We start from the raw sequence: 14,098 nt of genomic DNA on the forward strand, positions 1-14,098 counted from the left end.
GCAGGCTGGCTCCCACAAGAGAATGCATTCCAATGTGGGAGCCAGCCTGCTGGCGATGGGGTCTTCAACTCCAACACTGCATTACCCGATATCCCATAAACAAAAACGCCGCGATCTCTCGCGGCGTTTTTGTGTCTGCTGCTTCTTACCCCAGGTTCTTGCCGAGCAGCGCGTGGTACAGCTCGCTGTCACCGAGAATCCCGACAACCTTGTTGTTGTCGTGCAGCACCAGCTTATTGCCGGTCTGGTAACGAATCTGCAACGCATCGCGCATGCCGATGTTGGAATCCACCAATGTTGGCCGACGGCCCAAACCTTCAACCGCTTGCCCCGGTATCCAGTTCTGCAGGTCCAGGCTCGAACCGTTCTGGCGTGCGCCTTTGATGGTGTTGCCTTCGGCCAGGTCCAGCCACGAATCGCCGCCCGGATCCAGGCACACCGAACCGTTGATGCGTTTGCAGTTATCCAGGGTGCGCATCAGGCTGCGACCACACAATACGTTCAGCGGATTGGTGTGGGCGACGAAGGTGCGCACGTAATCGTCCGCAGGGTTCAGCACGATTTCTTCCGGTTTGCTGTACTGGATGATCCGGCCGTCTTTCATGATGGCGATACGGCTGCCGAGCTTCAGGGCTTCATCGAGGTCGTGACTCACGAAAACGATGGTCTTGCTCAGTTTGCGTTGCAGCTCCAGCAGTTCGTCTTGCAGACCTTGGCGAATCAGCGGGTCGAGGGCCGAGAACGGTTCGTCCATCAGCAGAATGTCGGCGTCCATCGCCAGCGCTCGGGCCAGGCCGACACGCTGTTGCATACCACCGGAGAGCTCATTGGGTTTCTTGTTGCGCCACTGGGTCAGGCCCACCAGTTCGAGTTTTTCATCGACCAGTTTTTTCCGTTCCTTCTCCGGCCGGCCCTGCATTTCCAGACCGAAGCTGATGTTCTCGCGCACCGTCAGCCAAGGCATCAGGGCGAACTTCTGGAACACCATCGCGATGCGCTTGGTGCGCATCATTTTCAGTTCCGCCGGCGTGCACGAGGCGATGTCGATCTGCTTGCCTTCGTGCTCGACGAACAACTTGCCACGGCTGACGGTGTTGAGGCCGTTGATGCAGCGCAACAGGCTGGATTTACCGGAGCCGGACAGGCCCATCAGTACGCAGATTTCACCTTTTTCGACGTCCAGGCTGGCCTTTTCGACACCGACGATTTGCCCGGTCTTTTTCAGAATCTCGTTGCGGGTCATGCCCTGGTCGAGGAGTTTGAGCGCCTCGCGCGGGTCTTTGGAGAAGATCACGTCCACGTCTTCGAAGCGAATAATGCTCATGCGTCACCCCCTACTTTAGCGTCGGGTTGTTTGCAGATACGGTCGAGCATGATCGCCAGCAGTACGATCGCCAGGCCTGCTTCGAAGCCCAGGGCGATATCAGCAGTGTTCAGTGCGTTGACCACGGGTTTGCCCAGGCCATCGGCGCCCACCAGTGCCGCAATCACCACCATCGACAACGACAGCATGATGCACTGGGTGATACCGGCCGCGATGCTTGGCATGGCGTGGGGCAGTTCGATTCGCGAGAGCAGCTGACGGCGCGAGCAGCCAAAGGCCTTGCCGGCGTCCATCAGTTCGTCCGGAACATCGCGGATACCCAGGTAGGTCAGGCGGATGGGCGCGGCAATCGCGAACACCACCGTCGAAATCAGACCCGGGACCACACCCAGACCGAAGAGGGTCAGGGTAGGAATGAGGTACACGAAGGTTGGCACGGTCTGCATCAGATCGAGCACCGGCCGCATCACTGTGTAGAACATCGGTTTGTGCGCGGCGACGATGCCCAACGGCACGCCGATCAGCACGCACACCAGGGTGGCGAATAACACCTGGGCGAGGGTTTCCATGGTTTCCTGCCAGTACCCCAGATTGAGGATCAGCAGAAAGGAGGCGATGACGAAAACGGTCAGGCCCCATTTGCGTTGGATGAAGTGTGCCAGTAGCGCGATGAGGCCGATCAATGCCAGCGGGTTGAACCAGGTCAGCGCAAAAGTCACGCCGTGGATCATCGTTTCCAGTGACACGGCGATTGCGTCGAAGGTGCTGGCGCCGTTTTGCGTCAACCATTCAACGAAGCCCGCGATGTACTGGCCTAAAGGTATTTTCTGATCAATCAGCATGGTAGTGAACGTCCGCATGCAAGGGAATAAACAGCCCGGGCGAGCGAACTCGCCCGGCGTAAGCATTACTGCGCAAGCTTGGCTTTTACGGCCTCCAGGCCAGGTTTACCGTCAATGGTGGTCACGCCAGCAAGCCAGGTATCGAGTACCTGTGGATTCTTTTTCAGCCAGGCCTTGGCGGCCGCATCAGGCTTCATTTTGTCGTCCAGGACGTTGCCCATCAGCGTGCTTTCCATGTCGAGGGTAAACACCAGGTTTTTCAGCAACTGACCAACGTTGCTGCACTCCTGTGCGTAACCCTTGCGGGTGTTGGTGTAGATGGTCGCCTGGCCGAAGTTCGGGCCGAAGTATTCGTCGCCGCCGGTCAGGTACTTCATCTTGAATCGCGTGTTCATCGGGTGCGGTTCCCAGCCCAGGAACACTACGGCGGTGTTGCGGCGCTGGGCGCGATCGACTTGCGAGAGCATGCCTGCCTCGCTGGACTCGACCACCTTGAAGCCGGCGTCTTTCAGGCCGAAGGCGTTCTTGTCGATCATGCTCTGGATCAGGCGGTTGCCGTCGTTACCCGGTTCGATGCCATAGATCTTGCCGTCGAGTTCTTTCTTGAACTTGGCGATGTCGGCGAAATCTTTCAGACCTTTGTTATACAACTCTTCGGGGACGGCGAGTGTGTATTTTGCGTTTTCCAGATTAGCGCGCAGCGTGTCCACGGTGCCGGCATCGCGGTAGGCCTTGATGTCGTTTTCCATGGTCGGCATCCAGTTACCGAGGAATACGTCCATGTTCTTGCCGTCGGCCAGGGACTTGTAGGTCACCGGCACGGAAATCATCGTGGTCTTGGTCTTGTAGCCCAGGGCATCGAGAACGACGCTGGTGGTGGCGGTAGTGACGGTAATGTCCGTCCAGCCGACATCGGAGAAGTTTACGGTGCTGCATTGGGCCGGTTCTGCGGCTTGAGCCAGAAACGGCAGACTCAGCATGGCGGCCAACAACAACGACGGGGAACCTTTCATAAGGGGCGACTCCTTGGTGTTTTTTTTGGCAGTGTTCCGACTGGACCACCGCACTTATCTGTTGCGGTTGGATGGCGTTTTGGAGACATCTCTACCACGGCGCCTAGCAATCGAGTCGATACGATCATGTACCAGTGAAAATCTGACGCCTACAGGGTGCGTCGTAACCAGTACAGGGATGGTCGCATCCAGTGTCGGTAACGTCGTTTACAGCTTTTTTCAGCCCGTTTTGCCCCGCTGATCCGCAAAAAAACGGCGAAAACACTGCGTAAGCGGCTTGCGGCGCTAGCGGGCATGAGTGCGTCGGTGTGAGACGTTGAACGACATGACAAAAGCCTGATGATGCGGCCATCTCGGCGGATTGCAGCTTGAGCGTAGCAGCTCCGTCACTGGGCGCTTTTGCGCCTGGAGCAGGCACATCCAGGAGTTCAGCAGTAATGGCTATCAGCGTTTTCGACTTGTTCAAAATCGGCATCGGCCCTTCCAGTTCGCACACCGTGGGGCCCATGCGCGCCGCGGCGCTGTTCGTGCAAGGTTTGCGTGAACAGGGACTTTTGGAGCAGGTGTGTCGCGTTGAAGTTCAGCTTTATGGGTCGCTTTCGGCCACCGGCATCGGTCATGGCAGCGACAACGCGGTGATCATGGGGTTGATGGGCGAATGGCCGGACGCGATCGATCCGTCGCAAATCGGCATCCGCATCGAGGCCCTGCGTGAAACCAACACGCTATTGCTCGACGGTCGCTTGTCGGTCCCGTTTATCTGGGCCCGGGACATGCGCCTGATCGACGAGAACCTGCCATTCCATCCCAACGCGATGACCCTGGTTGCCGAAGGCGATCACGGTGAACTGCATCGCGACACCTACTATTCCATCGGCGGCGGTTTTGTCGTCGATGAGGCACAGGCTTCCAGCGGCGTGGTGGATCTGGATCGCACCGTGCTGCCTTACGACTTCTCCAGTGCCGTCGAGCTGCTCAGTCTCTGCAAGCAGCACAACCTGCGCGTTGCAGAGTTGATGATGGCCAACGAGAAAGTCTGGCGCAGCGAAGAGGAAATTCGCGCCGGCCTGATGAAACTCTGGCGTGCGATGCAAGATTGCGTGGAGCAAGGCCTCAAGCACGAAGGCATCTTGCCAGGTGGCCTGAATGTGCGTCGTCGCGCGGCCAAATTGCACCGCAGCCTGCAAGAACTGAACAAGCCCAACGTGATCGGCTCGACCCTGAGCGCCATGGAGTGGGTCAACCTGTTCGCCCTGGCGGTCAACGAAGAAAACGCTGCTGGCGGGCGCATGGTTACGGCGCCGACCAACGGCGCGGCGGGGATCATTCCGGCGGTGTTGCACTACTTCATGAAGTTCAGCGAGGCAGTGACCGACGCCAATGTGGTCGATTACTTCCTCAGTGCCGCGGCGGTGGGGATTCTGTGCAAGAAGAACGCCTCGATCTCCGGTGCCGAAGTCGGTTGCCAGGGTGAAGTTGGTTCGGCCTGCGCCATGGCGGCGGCCGGGTTGGCGGAGATTCTCGGGGCCACACCGGAGCAATTGTGCAACGCGGCGGAAATCGGCCTGGAACACAACCTCGGCCTGACCTGCGACCCAGTGGGTGGCCTGGTGCAAGTGCCGTGCATCGAGCGCAATGCGATTGCCGCGGTGAAAGCGATCAACGCGGCGCAGATGGCGCTGCGCGGCGACGGTCAGCACTTTATCTCGCTGGACCGGGTGATCCGCACCATGCGTGATACCGGTGCCGACATGCATGACAAATATAAAGAGACATCGCGCGGTGGGTTGGCGGTTAGCGCGGTCGAGTGTTGAGACCGGGTTGCCCCCCCAATCGCGAGCAGGCTCGCTCCCACAGTTGATCTGTGTGATTCACAAATCCAATGTGGGAGCGAGCCTGCTCGCGATAGCTTCAGACCAGTCAAAACTGCGCGGCAAGTGAACACTCGCACCAAAACGCGCCACGTTTTGGCGCGTCGCTTACAGATATGCGCCTCACCCAAGGTCAGGGATCCAAACCGGCCCTGACCGTCCGTCACCTGTGCTTGCGGTGACACTCTCCCCAGGAGCGTCGCAGCCCTGTTCCCACAAGTGCTACCGATTTGCTCACAGGCAACGGGGTAGCGGGTTTGCGGCCTCTAATGGCACTTATGACCTCTTATCTCTGCGCGCCATATCTAGACGCATCGCGACGTCGTTTTCAGGAGTTATTGAACACGCATTCAAATTTAGGCATGGCAATTGCTCTGTCATTACAAAGCCCGTCTCCCACGCGAGAACGATGGCAATAAAAAGAGCCTCCGCCTGAGGCCATCACCCGCTTTGTGTGAGGAGATACCGCGATGACGACGTTCAACTCCGGGGCCCAACCCCAGAACCGTGCGCCTCAATCCATCGGCTTTTTGCTGCTGGACAATTTCACGCTTATTTCTCTGGCCTCTGCAGTAGAACCTCTGCGCATGGCCAACCAATTGTCCGGCCGCGAGCTGTATCGCTGGACCACACTCACCGTCGATGGCGGTCAAGTCTGGGCCAGTGACGGACTGCAAATCACTCCCGACGCCTCCATGCACAAAGCGCCTCCCCTGGACACTGTCATTGTCTGCGGCGGCATCGGTATTCAGCGTACTGTTACCCGTGAACACGTGTCGTGGCTGCAAAGCCAGGCGCGTCAGCACCGTCGTCTCGGCGCGGTCTGCACCGGCAGCTGGGCCCTGGCTTGCGCGGGCCTGCTGGACGGTTTCGATTGCAGCGTGCACTGGGAATGCCTGGCGTCGATGCAGGAAGCTTTCCCGCGGGTGGCCATGAGTACCCGTCTGTTCACCCTCGATCGCAACCGTTTCACCAGCTCCGGTGGCACCGCGCCGCTGGACATGATGCTGCACCTGATCAGCCGCGATCACGGTCGTGAACTGTCGGCCGCGATCTCGGAAATGTTTGTCTACGAGCGCATCCGCAACGAGCAGGATCACCAGCGCGTGCCGCTCAAGCACATGCTCGGCACCAACCAGCCGAAGCTTCAGGAAATCGTGGCGTTGATGGAAGCCAACCTCGAAGAGCCGATCGACCTCGACGAACTGGCGGTGTACGTCGCTGTTTCGCGTCGTCAGCTGGAGCGGTTGTTCCAGAAATACCTGCACTGCTCGCCGTCGCGTTACTACCTGAAACTGCGCCTGATCCGCGCTCGGCAACTGCTCAAGCAAACGCCGATGTCGATCATCGAAGTGGCGTCGGTGTGTGGTTTCGTGTCTACGCCGCACTTCTCCAAGTGCTACCGCGAATACTTCGGCATTCCGCCGCGCGACGAGCGCGTGGGTTCCAACACCACACAACAAGTGGCGATGATGCCGCTGCCGCAAGCGCTGGTGCTGTCGCCATTGTCCGGGCCGCTGTCGGCGTTGAGTCAGGCGCGTAATGAATCGACCTTCGCGAGCGTAAGGCTTTGATGCTCTGATCGTTCCCACGCTCTGCGTGGGAATGCCTCAATGGACGCTCTGCGTCCGCTTCGGCAGGGACGCGGAGCGTCCCGGGCTGCATTCCCACGCAGATCGCGGGAACGATCACTATCAGGCGCTACGGCTCTGCTGATACGCCGCCAACGCCGGCAGCAATTGCTTGTCGATCGCCTGGCGCACGGCCGGCAGGATGGTCGCGCTGCTGGTGTACATCTGCTTCACCATAGTGCGCAGCGTCATCGCCCGCTCATCGTTCAAGCCTCGCACCGCACACTCGCAAGCCTGCTCGGCTGTGGAGCCGCTGGGTACTTGAAAACCCAACGATTTTAGCTGGCCCAACAGGTCTTCCTGGTCAATCAAATCGGCGTGCATCATGACGCAATCCTTCTTCAGGGAACGGTGTCGTGGCTCGATTCTGGTAGGGGCTGGGGATGGCGGCAAGGACGATTTGTCGCAATGGCCGCAATACCTATGAACAGGTCGTTTTCGGCTAACTTGCCATGCATGGGAATGGGCACACTGGATTCAGCTGGCTTCACGAAGGTTTGGTCACCCTCGCGCAACAGCTCCTCAACAGTACCCTCCTCAGCTCCGATCCTGTCACGGCTTGATCGGGGTTTTTTTTGCCTGTGAATCAGCTGGAAACTTGGTGTCTGGGCGGGCGCCATCGCGAGCAGGCTCGCTCCCACAGGTGACCTGCAGCGGCCTCATTATTTGTGTACGACACAAATCCAATGTGGGAGCGAGCCTGCTCGCGATGAACGATGACGCGGTCTAGCGTTGCAACACCAAAATCCGCGACAGCAATTCATCCCGATCAACATAGCAACCCTGGAAATGCCGGGCGCCGGTAGCGGGGTCGAAAGCGTTGCGGGCGTGCAGGGTGCGGCGGTTGTCGAAGCACCACAGCTCACCGGGTTTGAGCCGCGTCATCACCCGGAAGCGCGCCTCGCGGGTCATCGCAATGAAGCGCCGGTAAGCGCGATACAGCTTGGGCATCTGCTCGACTGAAGCATCGAACGGCCCGCGCAGAAAGTTTGCCATACGGATTTCCGACACCTGCCCGAACGCATCCAGGGCGATGATCGGCGCCAGGCAGCGGTAGTCGCTGTGGCGGTCCTTGTTGCGGAACTCCACGGGAATTTCACACAAGGCTTGAAACGCCTCGGGATTTTCCTGGCGCAAGGCTTGGGCGATGGCAAAACCGTCGACGAAAATGCTCTCGCCACCGTCGGCGTCATTGACCAGGCAGTGCAGAAATTGCAGCCCCGGTTGCAGCTCCCGAGTGGGCAGATCGCTGTGCAGCGGCAAGTTGAAGGCGGTGTAGGCATTGCTGTCGGCGTCGGCCTTGGATTGCACGTTGAACAGCACACCGAAATTGCTCTCGCGGATGAACGAAATCCGCTGGGCGATCAGCTTCAGCGAGCCCGACTCAGTCGGTACGCCACGAACCTGGGTCAGGCCGATGTCGCGCACGGCCAGCAGCCATTGCAGCAAGGCATCGTTGTCGTCCATCAACGCCTGATAGTCGAACACCGGCAACTTCAGCTGGCTGTCCCATAGCTTGCTTTTCGGTTTGGTGGCTCGGCGTTCGGCGCGGGTTTCGTCGTCATAGGCGTGGGCTCGCAGCCAGCCCGGGTCGAAGCGGCTGAGATGGCCGTCCTGCCAATCGACACACAGGCAACCATCGGTATCGATTCGAGCGCTGTCGGGGATCAGATTTTCCGCGACATCGACGATTTCCAGCACTTGCTCGCGAGTCACCGTGTAGACGCACTGCGGGCACGGGCAGTTATCCCGTAGCCATTGATGATGAAAAGGGCTGACCCGACCGTCCGCCCACTGCACTTGAATTCGGTCCGCCAGGGTGTCCACGGCGGTCAACGCGCTGATCAACGGATAGGTGCGGAAATCGGCAAAAGCGGCGGCGGTGTTCATGACGAGCTCCTTGTTATTTTGGTAAAGCGATCACTCGGCCGATGAAGGCAGGTGCGGGCAGGTCGGCTTGCTCGGCGACAATGGCTTGCAGCTTGCTCAAGGTTTCTTCGCTGAACGGTGCGGATCGCGGCCCGGCCAGGTCGACGTGCAGCAGCATTTGTTCATTGCCCGCCAGCTCCTTGTCACCGCCCACCAGATGCAGGCTGTGGTAGAGGTGCAGGCGCTTGCGGTCATGGCCGATGATCTGGGTGTGCACTTCGACATCGGCATCGAGCTTCACTTCGTGCAGGTAGTTGAGGTGCAGCTCGAGGGTGAACAGCGAGTTGCCGCTGGCTTCGCGGTTGTTGCTGTCCATGCCCAGTCGATCCATCAGCGCGTCGGTGGCGTAGCTGAAAATCAGCAGATAGAAGGCATCGCGCAGGTGGCCGTTGTAGTCGACCCAATCGGGGATGATTTTGGTTTGGTAGGTGGTGAGCGTGGGCATGATCGGGGTTCCGGCAGGTGGATGATCGTTCCCACGCTCTGCGTGGGAATGCCGCCCGGGACGCTCTGCGTCCCAGACGACGTGACGCAGAGCGTCACAGGATTCATTCCCACGCAGAGCGTGGGAACGATCAGTACAAGGGGTTACTCGCTAAACGCCATTCCATGCTTCTCTTTGGTGGTTTTCACCGCCTCCAGCACTGCCAGCAAGCAATCATCACGATAGCGCTCCAGCGCGGAAATGCTGTGCGTGCCCAACTGATCGCTGGTGCCATCCACCACATCATCAATCAACTTGTCGGTCAGCTCCGGTGCCGGCAGATAGGTCCAGGGCAACTGCAACGCCGGCCCGAATTGCGCCATGAAATGCCGCATGCCCGCGTCGCCGCCCGCCAGGGTGTAAGTCAGGAAAGTACCCATGAACGACCAGCGCAGGCCCGCGCCAAAACGAATCGCATCGTCGATTTCACCGGTGGTCGCCACACCGTCGTTAACCAGATGCAGCGCCTCACGCCACAGCGCTTCGAGCAAACGGTCGGCGATAAAACCGGGTACCTCCTTGCGCACATGCAGCGGGCGCATGCCCAAGGATTCATAGACTTTCATTGCCGCTTGAACCGCTTGCGGCGCGGTATTCTTGCCACCGACCACTTCCACCAACGGCAGCAGGTAAACCGGGTTGAACGGATGCCCGACCACGCAGCGTTCCGGGTGTGTCGAACTCTCGTAAAACTCGCTTGGCAACAGTCCCGAAGTGCTGGAGCCGATCAAGGCATTGGGCTTGGCCGCCGCGCTGATTTTGCTATGCAGTTCCAGTTTCAGGTCCAGTCGTTCGGGAGCACTTTCCTGAATGAAATCTGCGTCGCGAACGCATTCTTCGATAGTGGCGACAAAGCGCAGACGATCTTGCGACGCGCCGGGTGCCAGGCCTTGCTTCTCCAGCGCGCCCCAGGCATTGGCGACGCGCTTGCGCAGGGCCGCTTCGGCACCGGGCGCCGGATCCCAGGCCACTACGTCGAGGCCGTGGGCGAGGGCACGGGACACCCAGCCGCTGCCGATGACACCGCTGCCCAGAGCGGCGAAGGTTTTGATTTCAGTGATAAAGCTCATGGCGACGTCCTAAATAGTTCGGTGACCTAATGTGGGAGCGGGCTTGTGTGGCGAGGGGGCTTGCCCCCGTTCGGCTGCGTAGCAGTCGTAAAACATTGCATGCGGTATGGCTGACACACCGCGGCTGCAGGTTCTGGGGCCGCTTCGCGACCCAACGGGGGCAAGCCCCCTCGCCACACAAGCCCGCTCCCACAGGGTTAGGTGTAGGTGGGGGTTAACCGCGCTTGGTCAGGCCCATTTTTGCCCGGCCTTCAGCCGGCGTCAGAACGCGGGCGCCGAGGCGGCTGAGGATTTCGCTGGCGCGTTCGACCAGTTGGCCGTTGGTCGCCAATACGCCCTTGTCCAGCCACAGGTTGTCTTCCAGACCGACCCGCACGTTGCCACCCAGCAACACCGCCTGCGCCGCCATCGGCATTTGCATGCGACCGATGCCAAACCCGGCCCAGACCGCATCGGCCGGCAGGTTGTCGACCATGGCTTTCATGGTGGTGGTGTCGGCCGGCGCGCCCCACGGGATGCCCAGGCACAGCTGGAACAACGGGTTATCCAGCAGGCCTTCCTTGATCATCTGCTTGGCGAACCACAGGTGGCCCGTGTCGAAGATTTCCAGCTCGGCCTTCACACCCAGCTCTTGAATGCGTTTGGCGCCAGCACGCAACTGTGCCGGGGTGGAGACGTAAATGGTGTCGCCGTCACCGAAGTTCAGGGTGCCGCAATCCAGGGTGCAGATTTCCGGCAGCAGTTCTTCGACGTGGGCGAGACGGGTCAGCGGGCCGACCAGGTCAGTGTTCGGGCCGAACTCCATCGGGTTCTCGCCCGCGCCGATTTCCAGGTCGCCGCCCATGCCGGCGGTGAGGTTGACGATGATGTCGACGTCGGCCTCGCGGATACGCTCCATCACTTCGCGGTACAGCGCCACGTCACGGCTGAACTTGCCGGTTTGCGGGTCGCGAACGTGGCAGTGAACCACGGTAGCGCCGGCCTTGGCGGCTTCCACGGCGGCCGCGGCGATTTGTTTCGGGGTGACCGGCACGTGTGGGCTTCTGGCGGTCGTGTCGCCAGCACCGGTGAGTGCGCAGGTGATGATGACGTCGTGGTTCATGAGGCGGTTCCTTACAGGCGTGATTTTTGGGTGTGGCTCAGGGCGTGACGATTCCGTTCGCAGCCCGGTCGGGCTGCGAATCGGTGGTTCATTTCAGGTTTATTTACTGGTCAGTTTCAGGTTTTCAGCCGCCGGTTTGCCGTCGAAGGTGGTCACGCCTTCGAGCCAGCGTTGCTTGTCTTGCGGGTGATCCTTGAGCCATTGCTTCGCCGATTCGAAAGCGTCTTTGTGATCGAGCAACGGCTGCATCATCCGGCTCTCGTCTTCGGCGGTGTAGGTCAGGTTGCTCAGCAAACGACCAATGTTCGGGCATTGCTCGGCGTATTTCGGCGCGGTGACCGTCCACACGGTGGCCATGCCTTCGTTCGGGCCGAGGGCGTCTTCGCTGCCGGTGAGATAAGTCATTTGCACGTTGACGTTCATCGGGTGCGGCGCCCAGCCGAAGAACACCACAGCTTCCTTGCGCCGCACGGCGCGATCCACCGCCGCAAGCATGCCGGCCTCGCTGGACTCGACCAGCTGGAACTTGCCCAGGCCAAATTGATTCTTGGTGATCATCGCCTTGATCTGAGTGTTGGCGCCCGAGCCAGGCTCGATGCCGTAGATCTTGCCGCCCAGTTCTTTTTCGAATTTGGCGATGTCAGCGAAGGTTTTCAGGCCTTTGTCGGCGAGGTAAGTAGGAACGGCGAGGGTGGCGCGAGCATCCTTGAGGCTTGGCGCTTCAAGCACTTTGACCTGCTTGGCATCGACGAACGGGGTGATGGTCTGGGTCATCAGCGGGTTCCAGTAACCGAGGAACAAGTCCAGGCGCTGGTCGCGAATGCCGGCGAAGATGATTTGCTGGGAAGCGCTGGTTTGTTTGGTGTTGTAGCCGAGGCCATCGAGCAACACCTGGGTCATGGCGCTGGTGGCGATCACGTCGGTCCAGTTCACTACGCCCATGCGCACGTTCTGGCACGACGCGGGTTCGGCCGCCATGACGCTGGCGCTCAAGAAAGCGGTACCGCTGAGTGCAAGAACACAGCTGCTGATCAGTCGTTTCATGTCGGGTTCCTCGGCAGGTCGTTATTGTGGGTTCCGGTGTCTGATGCGCCGGTGATCTCAAGTTACGCAGCAAAGCCCCTGTAAAAACGCACTGCGGCGACCAGCTCTTGCACTGCAGCGACCTGCGCCCTTGAATGCTCGTTGCAAGTGGCGTATCAACGTCCACACGCTAACCGCCCTCTCGTTACCTGGCCTCTTTTTACCTGCTAAGCGAGTGCGCTCCATGTCCCAGGATTTCTACTTCTTGTTGATGCCGGGTTTCTCGGCGATCGGTTTTATCTCGGCAATCGAGCCGCTGCGGGTCGCCAATCGCTTTCGCGGCGAGCTGTACCGCTGGCATGTGTTGAGCGCTGATGGCGGGGCGGTTTTGGCCAGTAACGGCATGTCGGTCAACGCCGATGCGGCGCTGGAACCCCTGAAGAAAGGCGCTACCTTGCTGGTGGTCGCCGGTTTCGAACCGCTGAAGTTCACCACCCCGGCGCTGGAGCACTGGTTGCGCCGCTTGGACAACGAAGGCGTGACCCTCGGCGCCATCGACACCGGCAGCTTCATCCTCGCTGAAGCCGGCCTACTCGACGGCCATCGCCTGACCTTGCACTGGGAAGCCATCGACGCCTTCAAGGAGTCTTATCCACAGCTGAGCGTCACCCAGGAGCTGTTCGAGATCGACCGTCGGCGCATCACCTCTGCCGGCGGCACGGCTTCCATCGACCTGATGCTCGACCTCATCGGCCAGGCCCACGGCCCGGAACTGGCGATCCAGGTCAGCGAACAATTCGTACTCGGGCGCATTCGCCCGCGCAAAGACCACCAGCGCATGGAAGTCGCCACGCGTTATGGCATCAGCAACAAGAAACTGGTGCAGGTGATTGGGGAGATGGAGCAGCACAGCGAGCCGCCGTTGAGCACGCTGCAATTGGCGGAATCGATCAAAGTGACCCGGCGTCAGTTAGAGCGGTTGTTTCGCCTGCATCTGAACGACACGCCGAGCAATTTCTACCTGCGGTTAAGGCTGGAGAAGGCGCGGCAGTTGCTGCGTCAGACGAACATGAGTGTGTTGGAAGTGAGCATCGCGTGCGGGTTTGAATCGCCGTCGTATTTCACCCGCAGTTATCGGGCGAGGTTTGAGCGGTGCCCGCGGGAAGACCGCCGGCAAAGCCAGAAGGCCTGAAACTGACCTCCTGTAGGAGCGAGGCTTGTGTGGCGAGGGGGCTTGCCCCCGTTCGGCTGCGAAGCAGTCGTAAAACATTGCCTGCGGTGCGGCTGACACATCGCGGCTGCAGGTTTTGGGGCCGCTTCGCGACCCAACGGGGGCAAGCCCCCTCGCCACACAAGCCTCGCTCCTACAGAGATGTGGTTGTTTTTACTTCTTCATCAAGACCGAGCACGCCGCCTTGTATGCCTCATGCTGATACTTGTTCAGCGTCTCCGGCAGTGCAAAATCGAACTTCTTGTTCTGCGCATTGATGGTCTGCGGCGACAGTAGCGTCACCTCGCAATTTTCCAGCAGCTGGAAAATCCCCTCGATTTTGAACGTAGTCGGCCCACCGGCGAACTCGCCTTTCTTGCTGCGCTTCTTGATCGCGATCCGGTCGATAGAGTTCTCACGAACGAACGACGCCACCTGAGCGGCGAAGACTTTGACGTTGGCGGCTTCGTCGTCCTCGTCGAGGGCGATTTTCCTGGTGGCGAGGGCGACGTGACTGAGCGCCTGACCGTCGAGGGAGGCCACCGCGATGATCGCTTCGCTGCCTTTGATTTCGATGCCGCAGATTTTCATTTCAATCC

General features: G+C 59.8%; 13 protein-coding genes. 3 read left to right on the forward strand and 10 right to left on the reverse strand.

Annotated features, from left to right (window positions below; translation table 11 throughout):
• Positions 1-145 precede the first annotated feature (145 nt).
• The 3 genes from choV to ACQKPC_RS13340 all read right to left on the reverse strand — a co-directional run bounded on the left by choV (position 146) and on the right by ACQKPC_RS13340 (position 3,179).
• The gene (gene choV / locus ACQKPC_RS13330; protein ID WP_052966693.1) at positions 146-1,324 is read right to left on the reverse strand and encodes a choline ABC transporter ATP-binding protein; all 1,179 of its coding nucleotides are present in this window, start codon (positions 1,322-1,324) and stop codon (positions 146-148) included.
• A complete protein-coding gene (gene choW / locus ACQKPC_RS13335) occupies positions 1,321-2,166 on the reverse strand; it encodes a choline ABC transporter permease subunit (protein WP_007907521.1) in 846 nt (281 codons plus the stop codon). Before choW ends, choV begins: the two co-directional genes overlap by 4 nt.
• Before the next feature lie 65 nt (positions 2,167-2,231).
• The gene (locus ACQKPC_RS13340) at positions 2,232-3,179 is read right to left on the reverse strand and encodes a choline ABC transporter substrate-binding protein (protein WP_008072543.1); all 948 of its coding nucleotides are present in this window, start codon (positions 3,177-3,179) and stop codon (positions 2,232-2,234) included.
• Between the two features lie 437 nt (positions 3,180-3,616).
• Here ACQKPC_RS13340 and ACQKPC_RS13345 point away from each other — a divergent pair, with 437 nt between their 5' ends.
• Entirely contained in the window at positions 3,617-4,993 is a 1,377-nt protein-coding gene (locus ACQKPC_RS13345; protein ID WP_427625026.1) for an L-serine ammonia-lyase, read from the forward strand.
• A gap of 527 nt (positions 4,994-5,520) precedes the next feature.
• Positions 5,521-6,624 (forward strand): GlxA family transcriptional regulator, encoded by a 1,104-nt coding sequence (locus tag ACQKPC_RS13350; protein WP_008072536.1) that lies wholly within the window; start codon positions 5,521-5,523, stop codon positions 6,622-6,624.
• A 120-nt stretch (positions 6,625-6,744) separates the two neighbouring features.
• Here ACQKPC_RS13350 and ACQKPC_RS13355 read toward each other — a convergent pair whose 3' ends face one another.
• The 6 genes from ACQKPC_RS13355 to ACQKPC_RS13380 all read right to left on the reverse strand — a co-directional run bounded on the left by ACQKPC_RS13355 (position 6,745) and on the right by ACQKPC_RS13380 (position 12,310).
• Complete coding sequence (locus tag ACQKPC_RS13355) at positions 6,745-7,008, reverse strand: hypothetical protein (protein ID WP_007907528.1); 264 nt, start codon at positions 7,006-7,008, stop codon at positions 6,745-6,747.
• 399 nt (positions 7,009-7,407) lie between these two features.
• Entirely contained in the window at positions 7,408-8,571 is a 1,164-nt protein-coding gene (locus ACQKPC_RS13360) for a gamma-butyrobetaine dioxygenase (RefSeq protein ID WP_427625027.1), read from the reverse strand.
• A gap of 13 nt (positions 8,572-8,584) precedes the next feature.
• Entirely contained in the window at positions 8,585-9,055 is a 471-nt protein-coding gene (locus ACQKPC_RS13365) for a thioesterase family protein (protein WP_123497253.1), read from the reverse strand.
• A gap of 143 nt (positions 9,056-9,198) precedes the next feature.
• Entirely contained in the window at positions 9,199-10,164 is a 966-nt protein-coding gene (locus ACQKPC_RS13370) for an L-carnitine dehydrogenase (RefSeq protein WP_033060346.1), read from the reverse strand.
• A gap of 214 nt (positions 10,165-10,378) precedes the next feature.
• Complete coding sequence (locus ACQKPC_RS13375; protein WP_008008106.1) at positions 10,379-11,266, reverse strand: 3-keto-5-aminohexanoate cleavage protein; 888 nt, start codon at positions 11,264-11,266, stop codon at positions 10,379-10,381.
• A 99-nt stretch (positions 11,267-11,365) separates the two neighbouring features.
• Positions 11,366-12,310 (reverse strand): choline ABC transporter substrate-binding protein, encoded by a 945-nt coding sequence (locus ACQKPC_RS13380; RefSeq protein ID WP_427625029.1) that lies wholly within the window; start codon positions 12,308-12,310, stop codon positions 11,366-11,368.
• Positions 12,311-12,533: 223 nt separating this feature from the next.
• Here ACQKPC_RS13380 and ACQKPC_RS13385 point away from each other — a divergent pair, with 223 nt between their 5' ends.
• The gene (locus tag ACQKPC_RS13385) at positions 12,534-13,481 is read left to right on the forward strand and encodes a GlxA family transcriptional regulator (RefSeq protein ID WP_427625030.1); all 948 of its coding nucleotides are present in this window, start codon (positions 12,534-12,536) and stop codon (positions 13,479-13,481) included.
• Positions 13,482-13,673: 192 nt separating this feature from the next.
• On the opposite strand, the gene ACQKPC_RS13390 is transcribed toward ACQKPC_RS13385, so the two are convergent.
• The gene (locus ACQKPC_RS13390) at positions 13,674-14,090 is read right to left on the reverse strand and encodes a DUF3010 family protein (protein ID WP_427625032.1); all 417 of its coding nucleotides are present in this window, start codon (positions 14,088-14,090) and stop codon (positions 13,674-13,676) included.
• Between the last annotated feature and the right edge of the window lie 8 nt (positions 14,091-14,098).

Source organism: Pseudomonas sp. NPDC089918, assembly GCF_050280605.1.
GTDB lineage: Bacteria > Pseudomonadota > Gammaproteobacteria > Pseudomonadales > Pseudomonadaceae > Aquipseudomonas.

Bases quoted from the DNA above. Each gene is read 5' to 3' on its own strand.
- choV (WP_052966693.1), bottom strand. From the start codon at position 1,324: ATGAGCATTATTCGCTTCGAAGACGTGGACGTGATCTTCTCCAAAGAC.
- choW (WP_007907521.1), bottom strand. From the start codon at position 2,166: ATGCTGATTGATCAGAAAATACCTTTAGGCCAGTACATCGCGGGCTTC.
- ACQKPC_RS13340 (WP_008072543.1), bottom strand. From the start codon at position 3,179: ATGAAAGGTTCCCCGTCGTTGTTGTTGGCCGCCATGCTGAGTCTGCCG.
- ACQKPC_RS13345 (WP_427625026.1), top strand. From the start codon at position 3,617: ATGGCTATCAGCGTTTTCGACTTGTTCAAAATCGGCATCGGCCCTTCC.
- ACQKPC_RS13350 (WP_008072536.1), top strand. From the start codon at position 5,521: ATGACGACGTTCAACTCCGGGGCCCAACCCCAGAACCGTGCGCCTCAA.
- ACQKPC_RS13355 (WP_007907528.1), bottom strand. From the start codon at position 7,008: ATGATGCACGCCGATTTGATTGACCAGGAAGACCTGTTGGGCCAGCTA.
- ACQKPC_RS13360 (WP_427625027.1), bottom strand. From the start codon at position 8,571: ATGAACACCGCCGCCGCTTTTGCCGATTTCCGCACCTATCCGTTGATC.
- ACQKPC_RS13365 (WP_123497253.1), bottom strand. From the start codon at position 9,055: ATGCCCACGCTCACCACCTACCAAACCAAAATCATCCCCGATTGGGTC.
- ACQKPC_RS13370 (WP_033060346.1), bottom strand. From the start codon at position 10,164: ATGAGCTTTATCACTGAAATCAAAACCTTCGCCGCTCTGGGCAGCGGT.
- ACQKPC_RS13375 (WP_008008106.1), bottom strand. From the start codon at position 11,266: ATGAACCACGACGTCATCATCACCTGCGCACTCACCGGTGCTGGCGAC.
- ACQKPC_RS13380 (WP_427625029.1), bottom strand. From the start codon at position 12,310: ATGAAACGACTGATCAGCAGCTGTGTTCTTGCACTCAGCGGTACCGCT.
- ACQKPC_RS13385 (WP_427625030.1), top strand. From the start codon at position 12,534: ATGTCCCAGGATTTCTACTTCTTGTTGATGCCGGGTTTCTCGGCGATC.
- ACQKPC_RS13390 (WP_427625032.1), bottom strand. From the start codon at position 14,090: ATGAAAATCTGCGGCATCGAAATCAAAGGCAGCGAAGCGATCATCGCG.